This is a genomic window from Desertihabitans brevis (assembly GCF_003327535.1).
GTDB classification, from domain to species: domain Bacteria; phylum Actinomycetota; class Actinomycetes; order Propionibacteriales; family Propionibacteriaceae; genus Desertihabitans; species Desertihabitans brevis.
This window is the reverse complement of the sequence record NZ_QOUI01000009.1, coordinates 19182-46108: the sequence shown is the minus strand read 5'-3', so window position 1 is coordinate 46108 and position 26927 is coordinate 19182. Positions and strand designations below refer to the sequence as shown.

Here is a 26927-nt window from a genome sequence, read left to right as displayed (position 1 = left end):
GTGCGCGCGCCGGTGCGGCTCGGGGCCTACGGGGCGCTGCTCGCCGTCGTGCTCGCCGCCTCGCTCAGCCTGGGCAGCTCGCTCGCTCCGGTGCTCGGCCCGCCGCAGCCCGCCGCGTCCGACCAGGCCGGCCCCGGGCAGACCGGCGCCGGACCGGAGAGTGCCGGGGAGGGCGAGCCCGCCGGGCACGGCGACGGGCACACCGGCGGACCCGCGACCGAGCCGGCGGCTGGTGACGACCACGCCGCCGACGGGCTGGCCCGGGCCGCCGACGGCTACCGCCTGGACGCGGTCAGCGCACCCGACGTGGTCGGACGTGAGGGCGTCCTCGGCCTCACCGTGCGCGGCCCCGACGGACGCCCGGTGACCGGCTACCGGGTCTCCCACGAGAAGGAGCTGCACCTGGTGGTGGTGCGCACCGACGGCGCCTTCTTCCGCCACGTGCACCCGGTGCGGGACGCCGAGGGGCGGTGGTCCCTGCCGTGGCGGTGGGAGGCCGCCGGCAGCTACCGGCTCTACGCCGACTTCGTCCCCGGGGAGGGCGGCGGGCTCACCCTGTCCACCCTGGTCCAGGTCGGTGGCAGCTACGACCCGCGGGTGGCCGACGGACCGGTCCGCACCGCGGAGGTCGACGGCTACCAGGTGCGTCTCGACGGCACGCTGAGCCCGGGCACGGCCAGCACGCTGACCGCGACGGTGACCCGCGACGGGTCCCCGGTGACCCGGCTCGAGCCGTACCTGGGCGCCTTCGGCCACCTGGTCGCGCTGCGCGACGGCGACCTGGCCTACCTGCACGTGCACCCGCACGGGGACGTCCCCGCCCCGGGTGACCGGTCCGGGCCCGAGATCGCCTTCGAGGCCACCGCGCCCACGCCCGGGCGCTACCTGCTCTACCTCGACCTCAAGATCGACGGACGGGTCCGCACCGCGGCCTTCGTCCTCGACACCGACGGCTCGACCGGGAGCGAGCAGGGCGAGCAGCAGGAGCAGGACGAGCAGACCGGGCACGACGAGGAGGAGGGAGCCGACCATGGCCACGACGGATGAGCAGGCGCTGGTCGACCTGCAGCTGCAGATCGGCGGCATGACCTGCGCCTCCTGCGCCGCCCGGGTCGAGAAGCGGCTCAACCGGCTCGACGGCGTCCGCGCCACCGTCAACTACGCCACCGAGACCGCCAGCGTCAGCCTGCCCGCCGGCCTCGACCCGCAGACGCTGGTCGAGGAGGTGCAGAAGACCGGCTACACCGCCGCGCTGCCCGTCGCCCCGCAGGACCGTGACGACGAGCGGCCGGCCGGGGACGACGAGCTGGCCTCGCTGCGCCGGCGGGTGCTGGTCTCGGCGCTGCTGAGCGTGCCGGTGGTCGCCCTGGCGATGGTGCCGGCCTGGCAGTTCGACTACTGGGGGTTCGCGTCCCTGGTGCTGGCCGCGCCGGTGGTGGTGTGGGGCGCCTGGCCCTTCCACCGGGCCGCCGCGCTCAACCTGCGGCACGGTGCGGCCACCATGGACACCCTGATCTCGGTCGGCACGCTGGCGGCGCTGCTGTGGTCGGTGGTCGCGCTCTTCCTCGGCAGCGCCGGAGAACCCGGGATGGTGCACCCGTTCCGGCTGACCGTCGAGCGCGGCGACGCCGCCAGCCAGATCTACCTCGAGGTCGCCGCCGGCGTCACCACCTTCGTCCTGCTCGGCCGCTACCTGGAGAAGCGGTCGAAGCGGCGGGCCGGCGACGCGCTGCGGGCGCTGCTCGAGCTCGGGGCCCGGACGGTCGCGGTGCTGCGGGACGGCCGCGAGCAGCAGGTGGCCGTCGAGCAGCTCGCGGTGGGCGAGGAGTTCGTCGTCCGGCCCGGGGAGAAGATCGCCACCGACGGCGTCGTCGTCTCCGGGCGCAGCGCGGTCGACGCCTCCCTGCTCACCGGCGAGTCGGTGCCGGTCGAGGTCGGCGAGGGCGACCCGGTCACCGGCGGCTGCGTCAACGCCGGCGGCCGGCTGGTGGTGCGGGCCACCCGGGTCGGGGCCGACACCCAGCTGGCCCAGATGGCGCGGCTGGTCCGCGACGCCCAGTCCGGCAAGGCGGAGGTGCAGCGGCTGGCCGACCGGGTGTCGGGGGTCTTCGTGCCGGTCGTCATCGCCGTCGCGGTCGGCGTCCTCGGCGTGTGGACCGGGGCCGGCCACCCGCTGAGCGCCGGCTTCAGCGCGGCGGTGGCCGTGCTGATCATCGCCTGCCCCTGCGCCCTCGGGCTGGCCACACCGACCGCGCTGCTGGTCGGCACCGGCCGCGGCGCCCAGCTGGGTGTGCTCATCAAGGGCCCGGAGGTGCTGGAGTCCTCCCGCCGGGTCGACACCGTCGTGCTCGACAAGACCGGCACGGTCACCACCGGCACCATGACCCTGCTCGAGGTGGTGCCGGCGGCAGGTGTCGGGCGCGTGGAGCTGCTCCGGCTGGCCGGCGCGCTCGAGGACGCCTCGGAGCACCCGGTCGGTCGCGCGGTCGCGGCGGGGGCCCGGGCCGAGCTCGGGACGCTGCCCGCGGTGGACGGGTTCGAGAACCTCGAGGGCCGCGGGGTGCAGGGGCTGGTTGACGGGCATGCGGCGCTGGCCGGGCGGGAGTCGCTGCTGGTGGAGCGCTCGCTGCCCCTGGGCGAGGAGCTGGCGCAGGCCAAGCGGGCCTTCGAGGAGGAGGGCCGGACCGTGGTGGCGGTGGCCTGGGACGGTGCAGCCCGCGGTCTGCTCGTGGTGGCCGACGAGGTCCGGCCGACCAGCGCGGAGGCGGTCCGCGGTTTGCGGGAGCTGGGGCTGACGCCGGTGCTGCTCACCGGTGATCACCGTGCGGTGGCCGAGCAGGTGGCCGCCGAGGTCGGCATCGACCGGGTGGTCGCGGAGGTGCTGCCGCAGGAGAAGGTCGACGTGGTCGCGCGGCTGCAGGCCGAGGGCCGGGTGGTGGCGGTGGTCGGCGACGGCGTGAACGACGCCCCCGCGCTGGCCCGGGCCGACCTGGGGCTGGCGATGGGCGGCGGCACCGACGTCGCGATCCAGGCCGCCGACATCACGCTGGTGCGGGGCGACCTGCGCTCGGTGGTGGACGCGCTGCGGCTCGCCCGGCGCACGCTGGGCACGATCCGGGCGAACCTCTTCTGGGCGTTCGCCTACAACGCGGCGGCGATCCCGCTGGCGGCCTCCGGCCTGCTCAACCCGATGCTCGCCGGCGCGGCGATGGCGCTGTCGAGCGTCTTCGTCGTCACCAACAGCCTGCGGCTGCGGGGTTTCCGGTCCACCGCGACCGCGCCCGGAGGTCGGTCTCAGGCATCATCGACCCGACGCAGCAGCGAACAGGAGCAGCGAGCATGAGCACCACCGAGGCAGCAGCCACCCACGGCTACATCAGCGACAAGGACCGCTACCTGGCCCGGCTCAAGCGGATCGAGGGGCAGGCCCGCGGCATCCACCGGATGGTCGAGGAGGACACCTACTGCATCGACATCCTCACCCAGATCAGCGCGCTCACCAGCGCCCTGGAGAAGGTGGCGCTGGGTCTGCTCGACGACCACCTCAAGCACTGCGTGGTCGGCGCCGCCCAGGCCGGCGGACCGGAGGCCGACGCGAAGATCAAGGAGGCCTCGGCCGCCATCGCCCGCCTCGTCCGCTCCTGAGCGCGTGCCGGGCGCCGCTCTGCTCTGAGCAGAACCGGCAGCGGCGGACCGTGGTCGCGGCGTAGCGTCGCCGCCATGGGTGACGTGGTGCCGCTGGGTCGGGGACGCGCTGAGCCGCCGGGACGCCGCGGGCGCGACGACGTCGAGCCGCTGTGGCGCGACCTGGTCGGACGCCGGCTGCGCCGGGAGCGGCAGCGCCAGGGGCGTACGCTGGCCGAGACCGCCGAGCGCGCCGGCATCTCCACCCAGTACCTCTCCGAGGTCGAGCGCGGGCGCAAGGAGCCGTCCTCGGAGATCCTCTCCGCCGCCGCCGGCGCGGTCGGCCTCACCCTGCTCGACCTCACCACCGCCGTCGCGCACGACCTCCGCGTCTCCCGCACCTCCCTGCGCGGCCCGGTCGCCCTCGCCGCCTGAGCCGACGCTCATCCGGGAGAGACGGCCGTGGCTAGTGAGCGGACGGCATCCGCGCGGTCGTCAGAAGGGTGGCGGCTCGTCACCCGCTGATGGCGGTGAGCCGCTGGCAGTCGGTGCCGGACCGGCGCGGTGCGGTGATGCTCCGAGGATCTGTCGTCGTCGGCGGGCCGAGGGCGGGCGTCCGGGCACCAGGGCCGGTGGAGGTGGCGGGGGTGCGATCTGGTCGGGGTGCCGCAGCGGGGGAGCTGGCTGGTCGAGGGCGGCGGTGCCGCCGTTCCGGCCGCGTCGGTACCGGCGGCCGTGGGGGCTGGTCCACAGGTACACCCCGGGCTCCGTCACCACGGACGACCAGCGCTCGAAGGTCTTGCCGAGGTGGTGGGCCAGGCACAGCGGGGCGAGGTTGGCCGCGGAGGTCGGGCCGCCGAGCCGGTGGGGCCGGACGTGGTCGTACTCGACCTGCGCGCGGGCGCGGTCGTGCAGGGGTCGGGGGTGCGCGGGTCGGTGGCACCACGGGAAGACGCAGGTGCGGTCACGCAGCGCGACCTGCTCCTTGAGCCAGTCCGGGACCTCATAGCCCTCGACACCGGCCTCGGCGCCGAGGTCGACCACCGGCTTGACCGTCACGGTGGCACCCGGGCGCCCGCACCAGTCGCGGTTCTGCCCGGCGGTGACCGGGACGCCGGTGTTGCCGACCCGGCCGACCTGCGCGTGGTCGGGCTGGGCCGAGGCGGTGCGGCCGAGGGCCTCGGCCGACAGGTGCAGGCACAGGGTGATCCGCGGAGCCCGTGCCGCACCGCGACGGTCCGCGCCCGGGCCGGCGTCGTCGCTGGTGAGGTCGAGGGCGGGCTGGCGACGGGCGAGCTCGCCGAGGGCCAGGGCGCGGCGCACGTCCGCCGACTCCGTGCAGCCCGCCCCGGCCAGCGCGCGGGCACCCTCCTCGACGGCCAGGTCGAGGTCGAGGGCGTCGGCCAGGTCGAGGGTGCCCCGCACCTCCGACAGGCCGTGCCCGGCTCCGGTGGTGTCGTGGAACACCCGGAAGCAGCGGCCGTCCTCGGCGGCCAGCCTGCGGCGTTCGGCCTCGGCCGGCATGAACTCGGCGACCGCGGCGAGGACCAGCCGCTCCAGCTGCACCGGACCGACCTGGCCCACCACCGCCGACACCTGGGCGTCGACGAAGGAGGCCGCCTCCTGGCTGAGCCCCATCGTGCGCTCCGCCACCTGGCGAGCCCGCCACGCCGGCACCCGCTCGGCGTGCACCAACGCCCACAGCCGGGGCAACCGGTGGCGGAGCTCCAGCGCGTGCCCGACCAGCCGCTGGCCCGCCCCGGTCGAGAGCCCGAGCACCGCGGCGAGCTCGGCCAGGCACGAGGCGTCCACCAGCGGCGTGCCCTCTCCGGCGAGCGGGCACCCGGTGTCGCGGCCACGCTCGAAGAGGGTCGCGGCCAGCTCCGGGCACGGGGCCGGGTGCAGGTCGGCCCAGCGCGCGGCCTGCCGCAGCACCGCCGCCGCGGCCGCCTGCTCCAGGGCACGGAGCTCGGCCAGGTCGCTGAGCACCGACGCGGCGTCGGTCCGGGGTTCCTCCATGACGAGAACGCTACGGACTCCCGCCGACACTTTTCGTCCGTGTGTGCGAATCTGTGGACAACTCCCACCGCCCGCGAGAGGAGCGGAGGACGGTCAGCGGTCGAGGGAGCGGAGCGAGATGACGTGGTCGGCCAGGCCGTAGGCGACCGCGTCCGGGGCGGTGAAGATGCGGTCGCGGTCGGTGTCGCGGCGCAGCGTCTCGGCCGACTGGCCGGTGTGGGCGGCCAGCACCTGCTCCATCTCCCCGCGCAGCCGCAGGATCTCGTCGGCGGCCAGGATGAGGTCGGGGATGGTGCCCCGGCCCTGGGTGGACGGCTGGTGCAGCAGCACCCGCGAGTGCGGCAGCACCGCGCGGCGTCCCGGCGTCCCGGCCGCCAGCAGCACCGCCGCGGTGGAGCACGCCTGCCCGACGCAGGTGGTGGCCACCGGCGCCCGGGTGTACTGCAGGGTGTCGTAGAGGGCGAACATCGCCGTCACCGAGCCGCCGGGGGAGTTGATGTAGAGGCTGATCTCCCCGTCGGGGTCCTCGGCGTCCAGGTGCAGCAGCTGGGCGATCAGCGCGTTGGCCACGCCGTCGTCGAGCTCGGTGCCAAGGTAGATGATCCGGCCCTCCATCAGCCGGCTGTAGACGTCCATCACCCGTTCCCCGCGCGAGCTGCGGGTGATGACGTTGGGGATCGTGTAGGAACTCATCGGGCACCTCCGGAGGGGTCGAAGCCGGTGCGCCCGAGGACGGTGCCGGGCCGTACCTCGTCCAGGGACCGGGCGATGTGGTCGACGAAGCCGTACTCGCGGGCCTCCTCGGCGTCGTACCAGTGGTCGCGCAGCGAGTCGGCGAAGATCCGCTCCGGTGTCTGGCCGGTGTGCTCGGCGGTCAGCCCGAGCACGGTGTCGCGGATCGCCCGCAGGTCCTCGGCCTGCAGCTCGATGTCGACCGCGGAGCCGCCGATACCGGCCGAGCCCTGGTGCAGCAGCACCTTGCTGTGCGGCAGCACGTAGCGGCGTCCGGGGGTCCCGGCGCTGAGCAGGAACTGCCCGGCGCTGGCGGCCATCCCGAGGGCGAGGGTGGTGACCGGGTTGGGCACCATCCGCATGGTGTCCATGATCGCGAGCATGGCGGGGACGGAGCCGCCGGGGGAGTTGATCCACAGCGCGATGTCGGCGGTGGGGTTGCGGGCGGCCAGCAGCACCATCCGGGCGCACAGCTGGGTGCCGCCGGTGTCGTCGAGCTCGCCGTCGAGCAGCAGGATGCGCTGGTCGAGGAGCTCCTCGACCGTGCGTTCGGCCAGGGTCGGTGTGGTCATGGGCCAAGCCTGACCGGGAGCCGGCCGCGGGCCGAGCTCCTGCTGCCCGCAGCGGATCCGCCGTCGGCAGACCGGGCGAACCCTAAGAAAGGCCGAGGATCGTCTGAGGATCCGGGAGAAGGCGGTGATCAGCAGGTAGCGTCCGGGCCGCGGTAGGGAGTCCACCGCGATCCGGGCCGGTCGGCCCGGTCCAGTCGTCGGGGGATGACGCGAAGGCGACACGTATGAACAAGACCACCAAGGGAACCCTCGCGGCCGTCGCGGCGGCGGTCCTGCTCGTCGGCGGCGGCGGCTCGCTGGCCTACTGGCAGGCCACCGAGGACGTCGCCGGCGGCACCATCACCGCCGGTGAGCTGACGCTCGACGCGGCGGCCTGCGACGCCGCGGGCTGGACGGTCACCAACGCCGTGGAGGGCGTCACCGGCGTCGCGTTCGACCCGGCCACCGAGACCGTCGTCCCCGGTGACGTGCTGACCAAGGAGTGCGCGGTGACCATCGGTGCCGAGGGCACCAACCTGCGGGCCACCCTGGACGTCACCGCGGCCGAGGTCGGCGACGGCGCCCCGGCCATGGACCCGGCCGACTACGACGTCACCGGCACCTTCCTCGTCGGTGGCGAGGCCGTCACCGAGATCACCGACGCGAACGACGGCGACACCATCGACGCCACGATCGTCGTGGACGTGCCGATCGGCACCGCTGTCGACAACGGCTCGCAGAACACCGTGATCGACCTCGAGGCCTTCACCATCACGGCCACCCAGGCCACCGCCTGATCCGGGTGCCCTCCTCCGCCCCGGCGCCGTCGGCGGGGCACCTCGGCCGGGTCCGCGCCGCCTCGGCGTGGCTCTGGCGGGTGCTCTGCTGGGTGGTGCTCCTCACGCTGGGGGCTGTGCTGACGGTGGCGGTGGTGGTGCCCCGGGTGACCGGCTCCACCACCTACACCGTGCTCAGCTCCTCGATGGAGCCGGCCCACCCGGTCGGCAGCCTGATCGTGGTGCGCCCGCGCCCGGTCGAGGCGATCCGGCTCGGCGACGTGATCACCTACCAGCTGCGCTCCGGCGAGCCGACCACGGTGACCCACCGGGTGGTGGCCAGCCGCGTGCTCGACGGCGAACGGGCCTTCCTCACCCAGGGCGACGCGAACACCCGTCCCGATGCCGCACTGGTGCGGGCGGTGCAGGTGCGCGGGACCGTCTGGTACTCGGTGCCGCACCTCGGCCACCTCAACAGCCTGCTCAGCGGCTCCCAGCGCGCGCTGCTGGCCCAGCTGGTGGCCCTCGGCCTGGTGGTCTACGCGGTGGTGATGTTCGGCGGCGCGCTGCGGGGGCGGTTGCGCGCCCGGCCGCAGCCGCGCCGGGCGGCGGGCGGAGGGGGACCCTCGTGACGACCGGACGCGCCCTGGTGCTGGTCGGAGCGGCGCTGCTGCTCGCCAGCACGACGGTGCCCGCGGCAGCCGACCCGCGGATCGGGCTCAGCAGCGACGGCCGCAGCTTCCGCCAGACGCTGGCCGAGCCGCTCTTCGACCCCCGGACCCGCTGGGTGCCCGGGGACGTCCGCAGCGAGACCCTGTGGGTGCGCAACGACGCGGGAGGCGTCGCCGACCTCGCGGTGGCCCTGGACGCCCCCGAGCTCGCCGGCCCGGTCGGCTCGGGCGACCTCGTCGTGACCGGCCGGGCCGCGGGCGCGAGCGTCCGCGCCGTCACCACCGACGCCGTGCTGGCCGAGGTGGACGGGCTGGCACCCGGCGACGAGGTGGCGGTCGAGATCGAGGTGGAGCTGGTGGCCGGGGCCGGGGAGGACGTGATGCGGCTGAGCCGGCCCCTCGGCTTCACCGTCACCCTCACCGACGACGCAGCGGTCTCCGACGGCCAGCAGGGCGGTGGGGACGACCACGCTGCACCAGGACCGGCTCGCCCGGACGGCGGCGACCCCGGCACCGGGTCGCCGGGCCACGACCGCCCCGGCGGAGGGCTGGCCGCCACCGGCACCGCCCTGCCGGCCTGGTCGGCGGCGGTCGCCGTCGCCGCCCTGCTGGCCGGTGGCGGCCTGCTCACCCGTACCCGCAGGAGGACCTCATGAGCCCCGCAGCCCGTCGTGCCGTCGACGGGCCCCGGCCGTCGCAGCTGTGGAAGCCGGTGCTCGCGCTGGCGCTGGCCGTCCTGCTCGGCATGACCGGCTACACCTCGTGGGCCTACTGGCAGGACACCGCGGAGGTGCGGACCGGGTCGTTCACCGCCGGTGGGCTCGACCTGCAGCTCGACACCGGCGGCGCCGTCGGGCTGGGCACCGAGTACCCCAAGACCTCCATCGCCGCCGACGACCTGCTGCCGGGCGAGACGCTCGCCCATTCGCTGACGGTGCACAACGTCAGCAGCGCCGCCGCGACCTACGGCGCCACCGTGCAGCGCGGCAGCACCTGGGGCTACGACGGGAGCTCGATCACGTTCCGGCTGTTCGCCGGCTCGCCGGACACCTCCGACACCAGCTACCCCCGGCAGCAGACCTGCTCGGGCAGCCCGCTGGGAGCGCAGACGTTCGTGCCGGCGTCGGCCACCTCGGTGATCGGCACCCCCCGCGCGCTGGCGCCCGGCGGCAGCGAGGCGCTCTGCGTGCTGGTCGGGCTGGACGCCGCCTCGGCGGACGTCAACCAGGGGGCGCAGGGCACCCTCACCCTCGTCCTCACCGCCACCCAGGCGGTCGGATGAGGAGGCGCGCGTCGGTGGCCGCGGCCGTCGCCGTCGCCGTCCTCCTGCTCGGACTGCTGCTCACCCCGGGCCGCACCTGGGCCCTGTTCAGCGACACCGCGACGGTGAGCACGGGCTCCTTCAGCGGGACGTTGGCGTCCCCGGCGACGCTGACCTGCCAGACGGAGGGGTCGGGTGTCCGGATCGGCTGGGCCACACCGACCAACCGGCAGTTCCGCGTCCGGGTGCTGGGGTCCACCGGCACCCAGGTGTACGCCACCACCACGACGGACAACAGCATCCTGCTGACGCCGTCGCTGCTGTCGGCCGTGCTCGGAGCCCGCTACACCATCGAGGTCCGCACGATCGCCGGCACCGCCTGGCAGTCGCCGCAGGCCAGCAGCCGGTCGTTCGGCGTGGCCCTGCTGGGGCTGTGGCTGGTCTGCTGATCGCCGGCTACCGCCGCCAGAACAGGTGGTGCACCACCCCGCTGGAGCTGGGCACCACGTCGCAGTGGTAGCGGTCGAGCAGCTCCTCCGGCGACTCCCACAACCGCGACCCGCCCCCGATCTCGACCGGGGCGACGGCCACGTGCAGGGTGTCGACCAGTCCGGCGTCGAGGAACGCCCGGATCGAGCTGGCGCCCCCGCCGAGGCGGACGTCCAGGCCGCCGGCCGCCGCCCGTGCCTGCTCGAGCACCTCGGCCGGCTCGCCCCCGACGAAGTGGAAGGTGGTGTCGGCGAGGGTGAACGAGGGCCGCTCGTGGTGGGTCAGCACGAACACCGGGGTGTGGAACGGCGGTTCGTCGCCCCACCAGCCGCGCCACTCGTGGTCCGGCCACGGGCCGCGCACCGGGCCGAACTTGTTGCGGCCCATGATCTCCGCGCCGATGCCGTGGCTGAAGTCGCGGACGAGGTAGTCGTCCAGCCCACGGCTGCCACCCCCGTCGGTGCGGCCGGGCCAGCTCGCGGTCTCCACCGCCCATCCGTGCAACGCGTCGGGGTCGGCGTGGCCGAACGGCCGTTCCAGGCTCTGGCCCTCCCCGGCCCCGTAGCCGTCCCGCGAGACGGCGAAGTTCTGCACCCGCAGCAGCTGTCCCATGATGTCCTCCTCGGTCGGTGTCGAGGAGGTCGACCCGGCAGGTGGCCCGGACTCATCGGCCCGACCGGGGCGGGCTGTCGGTCCGGTCCGGCAGACTACGGCGCGAGCTGACGACGACGTCGAGGAGAGGACCGCCGTGACCACGTCTGGACCCGCCCTGAGCTACCGCACGCCCGCGGCCACCTGGAACGAGGGCCTGCCGCTGGGCAACGGGCGGATCGGGCTGATGGTGCACGGGGACGCCGCCGCCACCCGGTGGGAGCTCAACGACGACACCTGCTGGTCGGGCTGGCCGGGCAGCACCGCGGGCACGCCCGCCTCCGACGAGCCGGCCCCGGAGGTCGTCGAGCGGGTCCGCCGGGCCCTCTTCGACGGCGACGTGGAGACCGCCGAGCGTGAGATCCGCAAGGTGCAGTTCGGGCACAGCCAGTCCTACCAGCCGCTCGCCGCGCTCACCGTGCTCACCGACGCGCCCACCCGGCTGGAGCAGCGACGCCTCGACCTGTCCACCGCGGTCGCCAGCTGGCGCACCGACGGCCCGACCGGGCCCGGGCAGGTGGACGCCTTCGTCAGCGCCCCGGCCGGTGCGGTGGTCGGCGAGCACCGCTGGGAGCGGCCCACCGACCTCCGCGTGCGGCTGGAGGCGGCCCACGCCGGGTTCGGGTACTGCCGGCTGCAGGTCGACGAGGACGGGCTGGGCCTGCTCACCCGGATGCCCAGCGACGCCTACCCCAGCCACGAGCGGAGCGACGAGGCGCTGGTCTTCGACCCCACCCCGGGGCACGCGGTGACCGCCGCCGTCGCCGTCGGAGTGGTCACTGACGGCACCGTCGCCGCCGTGCCGGGCGACGGCCCGGAGGCCCCGGTCGAGCTGGCCGTCACCGGCGCCACCCGCCTGGTGCTGGTGGTCACCACCAGCACCGACTTCGTCGACGCCGCCACCCCGCCGCACGGGCGGGTCGAGGAGCTGCTGCCCGACGCCCGGGCGCGCGCCACCGCGCTGGCCGGGCGCGACGTGGCCGGGCTGCGGGCGGAGCACGAGGCCGACCACGCCGCGCTGTTCGACCGCTTCGCCCTCGCCCTCGGCGACGGCACCGACCGGCCCGACGACGACACCGACGCCCTGCTGGAGCGCGCCGCCCGGGGCGACGTCAGCCCGGCGCTGGTCGCGCTGGCCGTCCAGTACGGCCGCTACCTGCTGATCGCCTCCTCCCGACCCGGGACGCGCGCCGCGCACCTGCAGGGCCTCTGGAACCGGCTGCTGCAGCCGCCGTGGAGCAGCAACTACACGGTCAACATCAACACCGAGATGAACTACTGGCTGGCGGCCCCGGTGAACCTGCTGGAGTGCGCCGAGCCGTACTACGAGCTGGTCGAGGAGCTCGCCCGCACCGGCCGGGACACCGCCCGCCGGGTCTACGACCGTCCGGGGTGGGCGGCGCACCACAACGCCGACGTCTGGGGCTTCTCGCTGCCGGTCGGCGACGGGACGTCCGACCCGTGCTGGGCCGCCTGGCCGATGGCCGGCCCGTGGCTGCTGCGCCACCTGGCCGAGCACCACCGCTTCACCGGCGACGCCGGGCTGCTGCTCGACCGCGGCTGGCCGCTGGTCGACGGCGCGGTGCGGTTCCTGCTGTCCTGGCTGGTCACCCTGCCCGACGGCACGCTGGGCACCGCCCCCTCCACCTCACCGGAGAACCGCTACCTCACCGGCTCCGGCCGGGCCGCGGTCACCGTGTCCTCCACCATGGACCTCGCACTGGCCCGCGACCTGCTGCGTACCTGGCTCACCTGCGCCGACCTGCTGGAGGGCACCGACGGCTCCGTCGACGGCGACCGGCCCGACCCGGCCCGGCGCGAGCAGGTGGAGGCGGCGCTGGCCCGGCTGCCGCTGCCCGGGCCGACCACCCGCGGCAGCTACCCCGAGTGGCACCTCGACCTGCCCGAGGCCGAGCCGACGCACCGGCACCAGTCCCACCTCTACGACCTGTTCCCCGGCGACGCCGTGCAGCGCCACGACCCGGCGCACACCGAGCGGCTGGCCGCGATGGCGGAGACCCTGCGGCTGCGCGGCAGCCACTCCACCGGCTGGTCGATCGCCTGGCGGGTGGCCCTGCACGCCCGGCTCGGCAGCGTCGAGGGCGCCGTCGCCAGCCTGGGCCACTACCTGACCCCGGTCGACGAGTCCAGCGACGACCGGCGCGGCCGGGTGGATGTCCCCGGCGGGGTGTACCGCAACCTGCTCTGCGCCCACCCGCCGTTCCAGATCGACGGCAACTTCGGGGTGGCCGCCGGGGTGGTGGAGATGCTGCTGCAGTCCCACCGGCTCGACGCGGGACGTCCGGTGCTCGACCTGCTGCCCTGCCTGCCGCCGCAGTGGTCGACCGGCTCGCTCACCGGTGTCCGGGCCCGCGGCGGGCTGGTGGTCGACCTGCACTGGGAGGCCGGCCGGGTGCGCGAGCTGCGGGTCCGCGCCGAGCAGGACCGGGAGGTGCTGGTGGTGGCCCCGGACGCCGGACCGGCAGTTCTGTCGGTGCGCGGCGGCGAGCCGGCGTCCTGGTCGCCGTCGGCTCAGCCCAGCGCGAGCCGCATCCGCAGCTCCTGACCGCCCGGCGGCAGCGGGTAGGGCGTCCGCTCCCCGGTGTCGACGAACCCGTAGCGGCGGTAGAACGCGATCGCCCGCGGGTTGTCCTCGTGCACCTCCAGGTACAGCTCGGGCATGCCCAGGGTGAGCCGGACGTGGGCGGCCAGGTCGTCCAGCATCAGCTCGGCCACCCCGGCGCCGCGGACGTCGGGGTGCACCCACACCGACATCAGCAGCGCCTGCCCGTCGACCACGTCGACCCGCATCTGGCCCCACCAGCGGCCGTCGGCGTCCACCGCGGCGACGTGGCGCGAGGCCGGTCCGGCCAGCCGGGTGCGCTGCCGCTCGCGCCACTCCTCGTCGCTGCGCCGGCGCGCGGTCTCCAGCGTCTCGGTGAAGGCGAGCGGGGTGTCGGCCAGCATCTCCAGCCGGACGTCGCGGGCCTCGCGCCAGTGCTCGGGTGTCTGCACCAGCAGCCGCAGCGCCTGCCGCGCGTTCACCGGCCGGCACCCCTGACGAGGACCCTCACTCCGACAGGATCGAGACACCGGGCTCGCCGGTGTGCACGACCTTGCCCGGGTTGAGGTTGCGGCCCGGGTCGGTGCCGTCGAACAGCCGTCCGATCATCTTCGCCCCGGCCGGGGACACGTCGTCCTCCAGCCACGGCGAGTGCTCCACCCCGACGCCGTGGTGGTGGCTGAGGGTGCCGCCGGAGCGGATGAACTCGCCCTGGATGGCCCGCTTGACCACGTCGTAGCGCGCCAGCACGTCCTCGCCCTCGTAGGCGATCGCGAAGGTGAAGTACAGGCAGGCGCCGGAGTGGTAGTTGTGGGAGAGGTGGCACATGATGTAGCCCTGGCAGCCGATGTCGGCGAAGGCCTTCTCCGCGGTGGCGATGACGTTGTCGTACAGCGGCTTGAGCCGCGACCAGGGGGCTGCGGTCTCCGACACGTCTGCGGTGGCGCCCCGGTCGAGCAGGAAGTCGCGGATGTAGGGCGTGTCGAACTTCTTCTGGTCGTACAGCACGCCCGGGCCCTTGCCGACCACGATGCCGCCGTGCTTCCCGACGATCTCGCGGACCAGCCGCTGCTGCAGCGCGACGTGGCTCTTCGATCCCTCGTAGCCGATGAAGCTCATCGACAGCTTGTCCAGGTCCCAGCCCTTGCGGACCAGGTAGGCCATCAGCGCCTTGGTGACGTACTTGCTCAGGCCCTTGCTGCGCTTGGACGTCGCCAGCGAGAACTGGGTCTCCCGCTCGTCGGAGATCCGGGCCACCAGGGTGGAGGCGTCGGAGGTGTTGATCTCGTGCAGCGCGGCCAGCCCGGTGGCGAAGTCGGGGAAGAAGTAGCCGAGCACCACGCGCTCCTCGGCGACCCGCTTGACGTTCACCCAGGCCTCGGTGATGACGCCGAGGCGTCCCTCGCTGCCCAGCACCATCTCGCGCACCGACGGACCGGTGGAGGTGCTCGGCAGCGGACGCAGGGTGAGCACCTCACCCTTCTCCTGGCCAGGAGCAGGGGGCATCGCCATCGTCAGCCCGCGGGTGATGTCGGCGATGTCGCCGTAGCGGTCGGACTGCATGCCCGAGGAGCGGGTGGCGATCCAGCCGCCGAGGGTGGAGTGGCTGAAGGAGTCGGGGAAGTGCCCGATCGTCCAGCCGCGCTTGTTCAGCTGCTCCTCCAGGTCCGGGCCCTGGGCGCCGGCCTCGATCAGCGCCAGCCCGGACTCCTCGTCGATCTGCAGCACCTTGCGCATCCGGCCGAGGTCGACCGAGACGACCGTGCGGGTCTCACCGGCCGGCGCCTCCAGCGAGCCGGCGATGTTGCTGCCGCCGCCGAAGGGGATGAGCACCGCGTCGGCCTGCACCACGGCGTCCACCACCGCCGCGGTCTCCTCGGTGCTGCTGGGGTAGACGACGACGTCGGGCATCCGGCCCAGCTGGCCGCGGCGGATCCGCACCAGGTCGCGGACGCTCTTGCCGTAGGTGTGCACCAGCCGCTCCATCGGGTCGGTGGTGACGTTGCCGGCACCGACCGCCCGGGTCAGCCGGTCGCCCAGGGCGTCGGGCAGCTGGGGCTCGGGGATGTCGAGGTCCTCGAACCGCAGCGGTGCGCTGGCGGCCGGAGTGGTGATGTCGATGCCGACCTTGTCGCGCACGAAGGGAGCCAGCCTCGGCTTGTCCTCGTGGTGGAACGAGACGCCCTCGACGCCCCAGCCCCACCACTTCATGTGCTTGACACCCTTCACGACGTCTCCTCCTGGGTCGTCTTCCTCATCCGTCGGGCGAGCCTGGCCGGCAGCCCGGCCCGCCGCCGTCGGTGCGGGAGCGCGTCGCGCTCCGCCCGGTGGCCGTTGCGCCCCTCGTCCTCCCGCTGCCCCGACGGGTCGTCCGGGCTCGCCGGGCTCCGGCCGCTGGACGGGCTCTCGGGGCTGTCGGGGCTGGACGCGCTGGCGGCCACGGCGAGCTGCGCCCGGTCCTCCAGCAGATCGGGGTCGTCCTCGGCGGCGCGGGCGAGCATCGCCTCGCGCGCCTCCTTCTCCGCCGCCCGGCTGGCGTAGTCGATGAGCCGGGGCAGACCGACCGCGGTCGCGGTCTGGTCGTGCATGTCGGCGATGACCTTGGAGATGCGCTCGGAGAAGCTGGTCGACATCTCCCCGGGACGGGCCCACATCGGGCTGCCGATGACCACGTGCACCGGCGGACGCCCGCGGCGGACCCAGCCGTGGCCGTGCGGCATCGCCTCGTGCGCACCCACCAGCGCGACCGGGATGCAGGGCACGTTCCGGCTGATGCACAGCGCGGCCGCACCGGGCTTGAAGGGGGCCATCTGACCGGTCCGCGACCGGGTCCCCTCGGGGTAGAGCAGCAGCGGGACGCCGTCGGACAGCAGCTTGCCGGCCAGTCCCTTGCGGTTGCGGGTGCCGGTGCGCTCCACCGGGAAGGCGTTGAAGAACAGCGCGGTCGGCCAGGCCCGCCACCAGCTGCGGAAGAAGTAGTCGGCGGCCGCGCCGGCGGAGAGGTAGCGCGACAGCCGCCGCGGCAGCGCGCCCATGATGAGCGGCGTGTCGAGGTGGCTGTTGTGGTTGGACACCACCACGTAGGGGCCGCTGAAGTTGTCGAGGTTGTGCCGGCCGTGCACCGTCACCTCGGTGATCGCGGAGACCACCGGCTTGAGGAGCACCCGCTGGGCCACGGATCGGGCCACTGCATGCGCCCGGGACGTGTAGCGCGCTCTCTCTCGCACCCGCTCAGACTAGGCCAGCCACCCAGCCGATCGCACAACGGCGAGCGCGACCCCGGCCGCCGGGCCCAACGCCTCGAGCCTGTCGACGGGCGGCGCGGGAATCCGAGGGACGGCGCCGCCCCCGGTGCCCGAGCCTCCGTGCTGATGAGCGAGGTGGACGAGGGCGCGCTGGGAGCCGGGCTGGAGCGGGTGGCCGCCCGCTGCCGGGACGAGCCGGAGCTGGCGGCGACGAGCACGCTGCTGGCGGCGGTCGGCAACCGGGAGGTGACCGCGGTCGACCTGCACGGCGACGGGCTGGACACCCCGGTGCCGACGATCGCCAGCGTGACGAAGTCGCTGCTGTCCACCGTGACCGGGTGGGCGCTGGCCGACGGTCTGGTCGACCTCACCACCACCCTGCACGAGCTGCTCGGCGACCCGGTGCCGCCGCCGCGGCGTCCGGCCACCGTGCACCACCTGCTGTCGATGACCAGCGGCGCCGACGGCGGCCTGCTGCCGATCGACGACGTGATGGCGCTGCCGTCCGGGTGGGTGCCGGCGCTGCTGGAGTTCGCCCAGCTCGACGCCCCCGGCCGCCGCTTCCGCTACGACAACGGGGCCTGGCACCTGCTGGCCGCCGGCCTGCAGCGGGCCGTCGGCGGAGACCTGCTCGGCTACGCCCGCCGGGTGCTGGAGCCGAGCGGCTGCGCAGACGTGGACTGGCCCCGCGACCTTGAGGGCGTCCCGTACGGGTTCGGCGACGCCCGGCTCAGCCCGCGCCAGCTGTTGGCGTTCGGACGGGCCTGGGCCGACGGGCGCGCCGTGCCGGACCGCTACCGCGAGCGGGCCTGGCGGGCCTGCAGCCCGGGTGGGCCGCCCGAGCAGCGGCCCTACGGCTACGGCTGGTGGCTCTCGCCCGACGACGCCGGGGTCCGGACGTGCCTGGCCGCCGGCTGGGCCGGGCAGGCGGTGCTCATCGCCCCCGACCACGGGCTGGTGCTGGTCGCCACCGGCAGCCCCGAGCGGTGGCGCAACGACGCGTCCCGCCCGGTGCTGCCGCTGCTGGAGGAGCTCGCGCGGGACGTCCTCAGCGCGGCTCGCCCGGGAAGCTGACGCCCACCTGGCGGCGGGCCTCGTCCAGCACCGCCATCACGTCGAGGGTGTGCTGCCAGCTCATCCGCGGGCTCTGCTGCTCACCGGCGGTGATCCGGCGGGCCGCCTCGGCGACCTGGTACTGGAAGCCGCCGTCCACCCGGCCGTCGAAGGTCACCCGGTCGCCCTGGCGCGGCACCAGGGTGAGCGTGGTCGGGGTGAAGAACGTCCCGGCCACCTCGATCCGGCCCTCGGTGCCGCAGACCACCGCGGTGTTCGGCGTGGCCGACCACAGCGTGGTGTGGGCGACCCCCTGGGCCCGTCCGGGGGTGTCGAGCAGGACGCCGACCTGGCCGTCCACGCCCGTCTCGGTCAGCGTCCCGCTGGCGGTCACCGAGGCCGGTGCGCCGAGGAGGTCGAGGACGAAGGCCAGCGGGTACACACCGAGGTCGAGCAGGGCGCCCCCGGCCAGCGCCGGGTCGTACATCCGGTGCGCGGGGTCGAAGGCGAAGAACTGGCCGTGGTCGGCCCGGACCGCCACCACCTCACCGATCGCGCCCTCGGCGAGCAGCTGGTGCAGCTGCAGCACGTGCGGCAGGTGGCGGGTCCACATCGCCTCCATCGCGAACAGACCCGCCGAGCCGGCGGCGTCGAAGACCTGCTGCGCCTCGGCCCGGTTGCGGGTGAACGCCTTCTCCACCAGCACCGGCTTGCCGGCCTCCAGTGCGAGCAGCGCCTGGGCGGCGTGCTCGGAGTGCGGCGAGGCGACGTAGACCGCGTCCACCTCCTCGTCGGCGACCAGCTCGGCGTAGCTGCCGTAGCCGCGCGGGACGTCGAACTCGGCGGCGAACGCGTCGGCCCGCTCCTGGCTGCGCGAGCCGACCGCGACCACGCTCGAGCGGGTGTGCTCGGTGACGGCGCGGACGAAGGTGCGCCCGATCCCGCCCGGGGCCAGCACCCCCCAGCGCAGCGGCGGGGCCTCGCGCGGGTCCTCGGCGGCGTCCAGGCAGCTCGTGGTCATCGTCGTCCTCCGGGTCGTGCGGGCGGGCTCGGGTGGCGGTGGGGGGCTCGGGTCGGGCGGGTCAGTGCCGGCGCGAGGACTGCAGCAGCGAGGAGACCTTGCGGATCACCGGGCGCGGCAGGTGCTGGGCGAGCCAGATCGCGGCCTTCCAGCGCTTGGTCGGGATGCTGATCACCCGACCCCGCTCGACGTCGTCCAGGCACTCGGTGACCAGCCGGTCGACGTCGACCCAGACCACGTCGGGCAGCTTGGAGGCGCGGATGCCGGCCCGGTCGTGGAACTCGGTGTGCACCCAGCCGGGGTTGAGGGCGGTGGCGCTGACGCCGGTGCCGGCCAGCTCGACCGCCAGGCTCTCGGTGTAGACCGTCACCCACGACTTGATCGCCGAGTAGTGGCCCAGGGTCACCCAGCCGGCGGTGCTGGCGACGTTGACGATCCGGCCGCTGCCGCGGTCGCGCATCGCGCGGGCGGCGGCGCCGCTGATCATCAGCACCGCCCGGCACATCACGTCCAGCGCCCGCTCGTGCACGGAGGTGTCGGGGTCGAGCAGGGTGCTCTGCAGACCGAACCCCGCGTTGTTGATCACCAGCTCGACGGGTGCATCGGCGTCGGCGACCCGCTCGGCGACCCGCACCGTGTCGGCCCGGGAGGCCAGGTCGGCGCGCAGCACCTCGACGTCCACGCCGTACACCCGGGACAGCTCCGCCGCCGACGTCCGCAGCCGCTGCTCGTCGCGGGCCACCAGCACCAGGTCGTTCCCGCGGGAGGCGAGGTGACGTGCGAACGTCGCCCCGATGCCCGCCGTGGCCCCGGTCACCAGCGCAGTCGTCATGGCGGTCAGCGTAGTGGGCGGCACCGGGCCGGGGCGGCGGGACCAGTCCCCCGGCCGCGGGGCCGGCTGACCGGCGTCCGGGCTCAGCCGACCAGGTCGACCGCCTGCCGGGCGATGGCCAGCTCCTCGTTGGTGGGGACGACCGCGATGGTGACGGGGGAGTCGGGGGTGGAGACCACCCGGCCGCCGACGACCCGTCCGGCGGTGTTGGCCGACTCGTCCAGCACGAAGCCGAGCGGCTCCAGCCGCTTCGCCACCGCCGCCCGCAGCGCGGGGTTGTTCTCCCCGACGCCGGCGGTGAAGACCAGCAGGTCGGTGCCGCCGAGCAGGGCGTGGTAGGCGCCGACGTACTTCACCAGCCGGTGCACGTAGACGTCGAGGGCCAGCCGGGCGTCGGCGTCGCCGGCGTCGACCCGCTGCTGCAGCTCGCGGAAGTCGTTGACGCCGCTGAGCCCGAGCAGGCCGGAGCGCTGGTTGAGCAGCCGGTCGATCTCGTCGGTGCTGGCGCCGGCGCGGGCCAGGGTGAGCACCACGGCCGGGTCGAGGTCGCCGCTGCGGGTGCCCATCACCAGGCCCTCCAGCGGGGTCAGGCCCATCGAGGTGTCGACCGGGCGGCCGCCGTCGACCGCGGAGGCCGATGCCCCGTTGCCCAGGTGCAGCACGACCTGCTTGAGCTGTTCGTAGGGACGCTCGACCAGCTCGGCCGCCTGCCGGGAGACCCAGGCGTGGGAGGTGCCGTGGAAGCCGTAGCGGCGCAGCCGGTGCCGCGCGGCCACCTCCCGGTCGAGCGCGTAGGTGGCGGCCTCGGCGGGCAGCCCGGCGAAGAAGGCGGTGTCGAAGACGGCCACGTGCGGGACGTCGGGCCGGATGGCCTGGGCCGCGCGGATGCCCATCGCCGCGGCCCGGTTGTGCAGCGGCGCCAGCACCTGCAGGGCCTCGATCTCCTCCAGCACGTCCTCGGTGACCACCTGCGGCTCGCTGTGCCCGCCGCCGTGCACCACCCGGTGCCCGATCGCCACCAACCCGGTCTCGTCCAGGTCCGGCCCGTGCCGGTCGAAGGCCTCCATGAGGATCGCCAGCGCGTCGCCGTGGGAGGAGACCCGGTCGTCGGAGCGGGTGGTCTGCTCGCCGGCGGTGTGGCTGGCCGCGGAGCCGGACTCCCCGATCCGCTCCACGCTGCCGCGGGCCAGCACCTGCTCGGAGTCGACGTCGACCAGCTGGTACTTCAGCGAGGACGAGCCGCTGTTGAGGACGAGCACGCTGCGCTGGTCCTGGGCGGGGGCACTGCCTGGTTCGGTGGCCACGTCGCAGACGCTACCGACCGGTCGGGCCGGATCGGGGTGCGGGCGGCTGGCTGAGGTCGTCCAGGGCTCAGAGGTTCTGCGCCTGCACGCAGGTGATCGCGACGGTGTTGACGATGTCGTCGACCAGGGCACCGCGGGAGAGGTCGTTGACCGGCTTGTTGAGGCCCTGCAGCACCGGGCCCACCGCGACCGCGCCGGCGCTGCGCTGGACCGCCTTGTAGGTGTTGTTGCCCGTGTTGAGGTCGGGGAAGACGAACACGGTGGCCCGTCCGGCCACGGGGGAGTCGGGCAGCTTGGTGCGGGCCACGTCGGGGTCGATGGCGGCGTCGTACTGGATCGGGCCCTCCAGCGGCAGCTCCGGCGCGCGCTCGCGCACCAGCGCGGTGGCCTCGCGGACCTTCTCCACCTCCGCCCCCGAGCCGCTGCTGCCGGTGGAGTAGGAGAGCATCGCCACCCGCGGCTCGATCCCGAACGCCCGCGCGGTGTCGGCGGAGGAGACCGCGATGTCGGCCAGCTGCTCGGCGGTCGGGTCGGGGATCACCGCGCAGTCGCCGTAGGCCAGCACCCGGTCGCTGAGCAGCATGAGGAAGACGCTGGAGACGCTGCGCACCCCGGGCCGGGTCTTCACGAACTCCAGCGCGGGGCGGATGGTGTGGGCGGTGGTGTGTGCGGCGCCGGAGACCATCCCGTCGGCCATCCCGAGCTGAACCATCATCGTGGCGAAGTAGGAGATGTCGACGACCTTCTCCCGCGCCTGCTCGATCGTCACCCCCTTGTGCGCCCGCAGCCGGGCGTACTCGGCGGCGAACCGCTCGACCAGCTCCGGGTCGCGCGGGGAGAGCACCCGGGCGGCGTCCAGGTCGAGCCCGAGCGTGGACGCCCGCGCCCGCACCTCGGTCTCCTCCCCGAGCAGCGTCAGCTCGGCCACCCCGCGGCGCAGCAGCACGTCGGCGGCGCGCAGGATCCGGTCGTCGGAGGCCTCGGGCAGGACGATGTGCTTCCGGTCCGCGCGGGCCCGCTCGAGCAGCTGGTACTCGAACATCAGCGGCGTGCGGACCCCGGACGGCTGGACGTCCAGCGCCCGCTGCACCGCCTCGGCGTCCACCCCCTCGGCCCACAGCCGCCGGGCCTCCTCCACCTTGCGTCCGGAGCCGACGATCATCGGCCCGTGCAGCCGGGAGAGCCGCTCGGCGGTGCGGTAGGTGCCCAGGGAGGTGATGGCGATCGGCAGGTCGTGCTCGACGCCCTCGACCAGCCGCAGCACGGTCTCGGGCACCTCGTAGCCGCCGACCAGGATGATCCCGGCCAGCGGGGGGAAGGTGCCCGAGCGGTGGGCCAGCACCAGCCCGGCGAGGATCTCGGGACGGTCGCCGGCGGCGATCACCGTGGTCTCGGGGGTGAGCCGGGCCAGCACGTTGGGCAGCGTCATCCCCGCCACCAGCAGGTCGAGGGACTCCCGGTCCAGCCAGTCCTGGTTGCCCCGCACCAGCTGGGCGTCCACCGCCTCCAGCTGCCGGCGCACCGACGGCGCCGCCAGGACCCGGCTCTCACCGATCGCGGAGGAGCAGAGGTCGGGGAAGTGCTCGGCCAGCCGGGTGCGGGTCTCGGCCAGCACGTCGGGGTGCACCCGGTTCGCGATCACCATCGAGACCGCCGCGTGCTCGGCGGCGAACACCCGGCGGGCCTGCTCGGCGGTGGTGATGACCTCCTCGGCGTCGCGGTCCACGCCGCTGACCACCAGCACCACGCCGGCGGCCAGGTTGGAGGCGATCCGGGCGTTGAGCACCAGCTCGTCGGGGGTGGAGGTGTCGGTGTAGTCCGAGCCGAGGACCAGCACCGCCGGGAACCGTTCGGCCAGCTCGCCGTGCTTCTCGACGATGGCGGTGAGGGCGGCGTCGCGGTCGGCGTGGGCGTCGTCGTAGGTGACCCCGACCGCCTCGGCGTAGGCCACGTCCACCCCGGGCTGGTCGACCAGCAGCTCGACCAGGGTGTCGCGGCCCCCGGCGTGCACGAGTGGCCGGAAGACCGCCACCGTGCCCACGTCGCGGATCAGCTGGTCGAGCAGTCCGAGCGCGACCGTCGACTTGCCGGTCAGGCCCTCGGGGGAGGCGATGTAGACGCTGCGGGTCACGCGCCGAGGCTAACGGCACTCCCGTGCGCCTCCGACGTCGGCGTGGTGTCGCGGAGGTGAACCCCGTCTGCGCCGTGGCGCACCTGGGTCCCGGCGCCAAGCCCGCCCACTCGCGGCGCCCGTCGGACCCGGACGCGCCGCCGGGCCCGACGAGCGCCCGGTCGCGGCATCCATCGGCCGGCCGCCCCGTTCCCGCGAGCAACGCCCACTCGACGCGCTCCTCGTGCGCCCCGGGCGTCCGCCGGCCCGAGCAGCGCCCACTCGCGGCACCTGTCGGGCCCGCCCACCTGGTGGACGCGAGCACCGCCCGCTCGACGCACCGCTCCCGTTCCCGGCAGGACGAAGGCGTCAAGAAAGATTGACGGACGCCAGCCGTCAAGTTAGGTTGACGACCATGGCGGATGCGACGGGAGTGGCGGCAGCGGCCTCCAGCAAGGACCCGGCCGAGGGGCTGGCCGCGGTGGCGGCGCTGCGAGCCCTGCAGGAGTCCCTGGAGGAGCTGCAGGTGGTCAACGCGCGCCAGCACGGCTGGTCGTGGCAGCAGATCGCGGCGGTGCTGCAGGTGAGCAAGCAGGCCGTGCACCAGAAGTACCGACGGCTCGGCTACTGAGCACGGCGCGGAGGAGGAGAGGGATGTTCGAGAAGTTCACCGCGGAGGCGCGGCGCACGGTCGTGCTGGCCCAGGAGGACGCCCGGTCCCGGCACCAGGGCCAGGTCCGCACCGAGAACCTGCTGATCTGCCTGTACGACCCACCGGGGGCGGAGTCGGTGGGCGCGGAGGTGCTCACCCGGGCCGGTCTGCCCCGGTCGGAGGCCGCGGCCGCCGTGCAGGCGATCGCCCGCACCGACCCCTCCGGCCCCGACGCCCAGAAGCTGTGGCGGCTGGGGATCGACCTGGACGCGGTCCGCTCCCAGGCGGAGGAGGCCTTCGGGCCCGGTGCGCTGGAGCGCACCCGTGCCGGTCGCCGGCGCGCCAGGGAGGGGCACATCCCCTTCGACGCCGCCGCTCGCACGGCGCTGGAGCTGACCCTGCGCGAGGCCCTCGACCTCGGTCACCGTCACCTCGGCACCGAGCACCTGGTGCTCGGGCTGGTGCGCGCCGAGGCCGGCGCGGCCGCCCACATCATGGCCGCGGCCGGCCTCACCCTGGACGGCCTGCGCGCCGCCGTCGCCGAGCTGGCCCCGCGCCGCTGAGCCTCACCCCGCTGCCCGCCGCCGGCACACACCTTCGCGCGACGGCACCCATGCTGCAGCGTGTGTGCGGTGCCGCGAGGGTGTGTGCCGTGACGGGAGCGGGTGGGCGCCACACACCGTCGCGCGACGGCACCCATGCTGCAGCGTGTGTGCGGTGCGGCGAAGGTGTGTGAAGCGCAGCGGGGATGGGCGTGGTGCGGCGGCGTCCACGACCGGCAGCAGCGGTCTGAGAGGGTGGGGCGGTCGTCCCAGCCGGGGACGCGACCGAGGAGGAGCAGCGATGGCGGGACGTCCGCTGGCGGTGGTGACCGGAGCGAGCAGCGGGATCGGGGCGGCCAGCGCCCGCGCCCTGGCCGCGGCCGGGTTCGACCTGGTGGTCGGGGCCCGCAGGGTCGAGCGGATGCAGCCGCTGGCCGACGAGCTCGGCGCCGACGTCCGCCCCCTCGACGTCACCGACGCCGGCTCGGTGCGCGACTTCTGCGCCGGGATCGAGCGCTGCGAGGTGCTGGTCAACAACGCCGGCGGCGCGATCGGCACCGAGCCGGTCGCCGAGGCCGACCCCGAGGACTGGCGCACCATGTACGAGACCAACGTGCTCGGCACCCTGCACGTCACCCAGGCGCTGCTGCCGGCGCTGGTCGCCTCCGGTGACGGTCGCGTCATCACCATCGGCTCGATCGCCGGCCGCGAGCCCTACCCGGGCGGGGCGGGCTACAACGCGGCCAAGCACGCGGTGTCGGCGTTCAGCCGGGTGCTGCGGATGGAGCTGCTCGGCCAACCGGTCCGGGTCTCCCAGATCGACCCCGGCATGGTGGAGACCGAGTTCAGCGTGACCCGTTTCCGCGGGGACGCCGACGCGGCCGCGAAGGTCTACGAGGGCATGACGCCGCTGAGCGCCGACGACGTCGCCGACGCCGTGGTCTGGGTCGCGACCCGGCCCAAGCACGTCAACATCGACCAGATCCTCATGCTGGCCACCGACCAGAGCTCGGCCCGGGTGGTGCACCGCCGCTGAGCGCGGCGCGGGCGCTCAGCGCTGGGCGAGGCTCTTGAGCAGCAGCCCGCCGCCGGCCGCCAGCAGGAAGGACAGACCCCCGAGCAGCAGCGCCGCCCCGAAGGGGTCGTCGGCGCGCGGGGCCAGCAGCAGCGTGCCCAGCAGCAGGGCGACCTCGACCGCGACCAGCGCGACGTGGCCGGCGACGTGGCGCCGCGAGCCGCGCAGCCGCGACGCCGTCCACACCGTCGGCGGCAGCAGCGCCACCAGGTAGGCCACCACCAGCACCGGGGCGGCGGTCGCGTCGGGCAGCACCAGCCACGCGCAGGTGCCGACGAAGGTCAGCACGCCGGCCAGGAAGGCCAGCGCGGCGTACCACTGCCGGTCCCGTAGCCGGTCGCGGGCCGGGGCCGCGGCCCCCCGCTCCGCCGTCTGCCGTCCATGCTGCGCCACGGCCCCGACCGTAGCGCGACGACCCGGCACCGGCCGGGCACGACCCGGGCCGACGGCTCAGGCGAACGCGGTCGCCAGGAAGGCCAGGTCGTCGCGGTGCCCCTCGCCGGGGGTCTCCACCACGACCGGGGCGCCGGCCTCTCGCACCACCTCCAGCACGCCCTCGGGGTCGAGCGATCCCTGGCCGAAGTTGGTGTGCCGGTCGGCGCCGGAGTCGAAGGCGTCGCGGGAGTCGTTGGCGTGCACCAGGTCGATCCGCCCGGTGATCGCGCGCACCCGGTCGACCAGCCCGGCCAGCTCCTCACCACCGGCGTGGAAGTGGCAGGTGTCGAGGCAGAAGCCCACCCGGTCACCGCCCTCGGCCGACTGCACCGCCTCCCACAGCCGGGCGATCCGGTCGAGCCGACGCGCCATCGCGTTCGCCCCACCGGCGGTGTTCTCGATCAGCACCGGCACCGGGGCGTCCAGCTGGTCGATCGCCTTGCGCCAGTTGTCGAAGCCCTTGGCCGGGTCGTCGGCGGCGCCGACGTGGCCGCCGTGCACGATGACGCCCTTCGCCCCGATCGCGGCGGCGGCCGTCACCGTCTGCTGCAGCAGCTTGCGGCTGGGGATCCGGATCCGGTTGTTCGTGGTCGCCACGTTGAGCACGTACGGGGCGTGCACGTACAGCGCGACACCTGCCGCCTCGGCATCGGCCCGCAACGCCTCCGCTCCGCCGGCGTAGTGCACCACCGGGCCCTTCCACCCCTGCGGGTCACCGAGGAAGAACTGCGACAGCTGGGCGTCCCTGGCCCTCGCCTGGGCGACCGGGTCGAGCTGGTCGACGTGCGCGCCCATCGGAGGTGTCTGCATGGGCCCGAGGGTAGTGGCCGGCTCCGACGTCAGTGGCCCTCGGCGACGCAGAACTGGTTGCCCTGCGGGTCGGCCAGCGTGACCCAGCGGAAACCCTCCGCCTCGTGCCTCCCGACCTCCGTGGCGCCCGCCCGCACCAGCCGCTCGGCCTCGGCCTCGACCGAGGTGTCGGCGGTGAGGTCGAGGTGGATCCGGTTCTTGCCCGGGGTCGGGTCGTCCACCTTCTGGAAGGCCAGCGCGGGCTGGCCGTCGGGCAGCCCGACCATCACGTAGCCACCGTCGAAGTCCTGCACCACCTGACCGCCCACCTGCTCGGCCCACCACCGGGCCAGCGGGCCCGGATCGTCGCTGTCCACCGTCACCATCGCCAGCTGCATCGTCATGGCCCGGACGCTACGCCGGGCCACTGACAGGACGACCGCGCGGCGATCGGCACCTCCTCCGGCCTCGTGATGACCACGCTGCCGGACGGCTCCGCCCGTCCTGATCCCAGCCCGTGCAGGGAGAGCAA

28 protein-coding genes are annotated in these 26927 nt (G+C 74.7%); 14 read left to right on the top strand and 14 right to left on the bottom strand.

All coding sequences use genetic code 11. The annotated features are described in order from the left end of the window. The 4 genes from DT076_RS14210 (at nucleotide 1) to DT076_RS14195 (ending at nucleotide 4059) form a co-directional block, all read left to right on the top strand. Nucleotides 1-1047 (top strand): heavy-metal-associated domain-containing protein, encoded by a 1047-nt coding sequence (locus tag DT076_RS14210; protein ID WP_114127361.1) that lies wholly within the window; start codon nucleotides 1-3, stop codon nucleotides 1045-1047. Beyond that, nucleotides 1031-3343 carry a heavy metal translocating P-type ATPase gene (locus DT076_RS14205; RefSeq protein ID WP_199539195.1) on the top strand — a complete coding sequence of 771 codons (2313 nt, stop codon included), beginning with the start codon at nucleotides 1031-1033 and terminating at the stop codon, nucleotides 3341-3343. The genes DT076_RS14210 and DT076_RS14205 overlap by 17 nt, the downstream gene beginning before the upstream one ends. Then, complete coding sequence (locus DT076_RS14200; protein ID WP_114127360.1) at nucleotides 3340-3645, top strand: metal-sensitive transcriptional regulator; 306 nt, start codon at nucleotides 3340-3342, stop codon at nucleotides 3643-3645. The genes DT076_RS14205 and DT076_RS14200 overlap by 4 nt, the downstream gene beginning before the upstream one ends. 75 nt (nucleotides 3646-3720) lie before the next feature. After that, on the top strand, nucleotides 3721-4059 hold the full coding sequence (locus tag DT076_RS14195) for a helix-turn-helix domain-containing protein (RefSeq protein ID WP_114127359.1): 339 nt from the start codon (nucleotides 3721-3723) through the stop codon (nucleotides 4057-4059). 60 nt (nucleotides 4060-4119) lie between these two features. On the opposite strand, the gene DT076_RS14190 is transcribed toward DT076_RS14195, so the two are convergent. From DT076_RS14190 to DT076_RS14180, 3 genes are all read right to left on the bottom strand, one after another. Next, on the bottom strand, nucleotides 4120-5643 hold the full coding sequence (locus tag DT076_RS14190) for an HNH endonuclease (RefSeq protein ID WP_114127358.1): 1524 nt from the start codon (nucleotides 5641-5643) through the stop codon (nucleotides 4120-4122). 93 nt (nucleotides 5644-5736) lie between these two features. Further along, complete coding sequence (locus tag DT076_RS14185) at nucleotides 5737-6336, bottom strand: ClpP family protease (RefSeq protein WP_114127357.1); 600 nt, start codon at nucleotides 6334-6336, stop codon at nucleotides 5737-5739. Next, a complete protein-coding gene (locus tag DT076_RS14180; RefSeq protein WP_114127356.1) occupies nucleotides 6333-6947 on the bottom strand; it encodes a ClpP family protease in 615 nt (204 codons plus the stop codon). The genes DT076_RS14185 and DT076_RS14180 overlap by 4 nt, the downstream gene beginning before the upstream one ends. A gap of 224 nt (nucleotides 6948-7171) precedes the next feature. Here DT076_RS14180 and DT076_RS14175 point away from each other — a divergent pair, with 224 nt between their 5' ends. The 5 genes from DT076_RS14175 to DT076_RS14155 are packed head-to-tail and all read left to right on the top strand — an operon-like array spanning nucleotide 7172 to nucleotide 10083. Beyond that, complete coding sequence (locus DT076_RS14175; RefSeq protein WP_114127355.1) at nucleotides 7172-7723, top strand: alternate-type signal peptide domain-containing protein; 552 nt, start codon at nucleotides 7172-7174, stop codon at nucleotides 7721-7723. A 5-nt stretch (nucleotides 7724-7728) separates the two neighbouring features. Then, nucleotides 7729-8334, top strand: a complete 606-nt coding sequence (locus DT076_RS14170; protein WP_114127354.1) for a signal peptidase I — start codon at nucleotides 7729-7731, stop codon at nucleotides 8332-8334. Next, nucleotides 8331-9029 (top strand): hypothetical protein, encoded by a 699-nt coding sequence (locus DT076_RS14165; protein WP_114127353.1) that lies wholly within the window; start codon nucleotides 8331-8333, stop codon nucleotides 9027-9029. Before DT076_RS14170 ends, DT076_RS14165 begins: the two co-directional genes overlap by 4 nt. Next, a complete protein-coding gene (locus tag DT076_RS14160; protein ID WP_114127352.1) occupies nucleotides 9026-9655 on the top strand; it encodes a TasA family protein in 630 nt (209 codons plus the stop codon). The genes DT076_RS14165 and DT076_RS14160 overlap by 4 nt, the downstream gene beginning before the upstream one ends. Further along, the gene (locus DT076_RS14155) at nucleotides 9652-10083 is read left to right on the top strand and encodes a hypothetical protein (RefSeq protein WP_147264152.1); all 432 of its coding nucleotides are present in this window, start codon (nucleotides 9652-9654) and stop codon (nucleotides 10081-10083) included. Before DT076_RS14160 ends, DT076_RS14155 begins: the two co-directional genes overlap by 4 nt. A gap of 7 nt (nucleotides 10084-10090) precedes the next feature. On the opposite strand, the gene DT076_RS14150 is transcribed toward DT076_RS14155, so the two are convergent. Continuing rightward, on the bottom strand, nucleotides 10091-10735 hold the full coding sequence (locus tag DT076_RS14150; RefSeq protein WP_114127350.1) for a dihydrofolate reductase family protein: 645 nt from the start codon (nucleotides 10733-10735) through the stop codon (nucleotides 10091-10093). Nucleotides 10736-10871: 136 nt separating this feature from the next. Between DT076_RS14150 and DT076_RS14145 the strand changes: the two genes are divergently transcribed. Next, complete coding sequence (locus tag DT076_RS14145; RefSeq protein ID WP_158548150.1) at nucleotides 10872-13340, top strand: glycosyl hydrolase family 95 catalytic domain-containing protein; 2469 nt, start codon at nucleotides 10872-10874, stop codon at nucleotides 13338-13340. Here the strand turns inward: DT076_RS14145 and DT076_RS14140 are convergent. The 3 genes from DT076_RS14140 to DT076_RS14130 are packed head-to-tail and all read right to left on the bottom strand — an operon-like array spanning nucleotide 13307 to nucleotide 16564. Next, entirely contained in the window at nucleotides 13307-13819 is a 513-nt protein-coding gene (locus tag DT076_RS14140; protein WP_199539194.1) for a GNAT family N-acetyltransferase, read from the bottom strand. The genes DT076_RS14145 and DT076_RS14140 overlap by 34 nt on opposite strands. Before the next feature lie 25 nt (nucleotides 13820-13844). Beyond that, nucleotides 13845-15566 carry an FAD-binding oxidoreductase gene (locus DT076_RS14135; protein ID WP_233493971.1) on the bottom strand — a complete coding sequence of 574 codons (1722 nt, stop codon included), beginning with the start codon at nucleotides 15564-15566 and terminating at the stop codon, nucleotides 13845-13847. Then, entirely contained in the window at nucleotides 15563-16564 is a 1002-nt protein-coding gene (locus DT076_RS14130; protein WP_114127348.1) for a lysophospholipid acyltransferase family protein, read from the bottom strand. The genes DT076_RS14135 and DT076_RS14130 overlap by 4 nt, the downstream gene beginning before the upstream one ends. A gap of 144 nt (nucleotides 16565-16708) precedes the next feature. On the opposite strand from DT076_RS14130, the gene DT076_RS14125 reads away from it, so the two are divergent. Beyond that, the gene (locus DT076_RS14125; RefSeq protein ID WP_158548149.1) at nucleotides 16709-17656 is read left to right on the top strand and encodes a serine hydrolase domain-containing protein; all 948 of its coding nucleotides are present in this window, start codon (nucleotides 16709-16711) and stop codon (nucleotides 17654-17656) included. Here DT076_RS14125 and DT076_RS14120 read toward each other — a convergent pair. The 4 genes from DT076_RS14120 to pta form a co-directional block, all read right to left on the bottom strand. After that, nucleotides 17631-18656, bottom strand: a complete 1026-nt coding sequence (locus DT076_RS14120) for a Gfo/Idh/MocA family protein (RefSeq protein ID WP_199539193.1) — start codon at nucleotides 18654-18656, stop codon at nucleotides 17631-17633. The genes DT076_RS14125 and DT076_RS14120 overlap by 26 nt on opposite strands. Before the next feature lie 61 nt (nucleotides 18657-18717). After that, nucleotides 18718-19488: an SDR family NAD(P)-dependent oxidoreductase gene (locus tag DT076_RS14115; RefSeq protein ID WP_114127346.1), complete on the bottom strand. Its 771-nt coding sequence runs from the start codon at nucleotides 19486-19488 to the stop codon at nucleotides 18718-18720. Between the two features lie 83 nt (nucleotides 19489-19571). Continuing rightward, nucleotides 19572-20792: an acetate/propionate family kinase gene (locus tag DT076_RS14110; RefSeq protein WP_114127345.1), complete on the bottom strand. Its 1221-nt coding sequence runs from the start codon at nucleotides 20790-20792 to the stop codon at nucleotides 19572-19574. A gap of 67 nt (nucleotides 20793-20859) precedes the next feature. Continuing rightward, nucleotides 20860-22923 (bottom strand): phosphate acetyltransferase, encoded by a 2064-nt coding sequence (gene pta, locus DT076_RS14105; protein WP_114127344.1) that lies wholly within the window; start codon nucleotides 22921-22923, stop codon nucleotides 20860-20862. Nucleotides 22924-23317: 394 nt separating this feature from the next. Between pta and DT076_RS14100 the strand changes: the two genes are divergently transcribed. From DT076_RS14100 to DT076_RS14090, 3 genes are all read left to right on the top strand, one after another. Continuing rightward, nucleotides 23318-23533: an AsnC family protein gene (locus DT076_RS14100; RefSeq protein WP_114127343.1), complete on the top strand. Its 216-nt coding sequence runs from the start codon at nucleotides 23318-23320 to the stop codon at nucleotides 23531-23533. Nucleotides 23534-23556: 23 nt separating this feature from the next. After that, a complete protein-coding gene (locus tag DT076_RS14095) occupies nucleotides 23557-24117 on the top strand; it encodes a Clp protease N-terminal domain-containing protein (protein WP_114127342.1) in 561 nt (186 codons plus the stop codon). A gap of 280 nt (nucleotides 24118-24397) precedes the next feature. After that, the gene (locus DT076_RS14090) at nucleotides 24398-25132 is read left to right on the top strand and encodes an SDR family NAD(P)-dependent oxidoreductase (RefSeq protein WP_114127341.1); all 735 of its coding nucleotides are present in this window, start codon (nucleotides 24398-24400) and stop codon (nucleotides 25130-25132) included. Nucleotides 25133-25147: 15 nt separating this feature from the next. Here DT076_RS14090 and DT076_RS14085 read toward each other — a convergent pair whose 3' ends face one another. The 3 genes from DT076_RS14085 to DT076_RS14075 are packed head-to-tail and all read right to left on the bottom strand — an operon-like array spanning nucleotide 25148 to nucleotide 26799. After that, nucleotides 25148-25564 (bottom strand): hypothetical protein, encoded by a 417-nt coding sequence (locus tag DT076_RS14085; protein ID WP_114127340.1) that lies wholly within the window; start codon nucleotides 25562-25564, stop codon nucleotides 25148-25150. A 57-nt stretch (nucleotides 25565-25621) separates the two neighbouring features. Next, a complete protein-coding gene (locus tag DT076_RS14080; protein WP_114127339.1) occupies nucleotides 25622-26416 on the bottom strand; it encodes a deoxyribonuclease IV in 795 nt (264 codons plus the stop codon). Nucleotides 26417-26445: 29 nt separating this feature from the next. Beyond that, nucleotides 26446-26799: a VOC family protein gene (locus tag DT076_RS14075; RefSeq protein WP_114127338.1), complete on the bottom strand. Its 354-nt coding sequence runs from the start codon at nucleotides 26797-26799 to the stop codon at nucleotides 26446-26448. Between the last annotated feature and the right edge of the window lie 128 nt (nucleotides 26800-26927).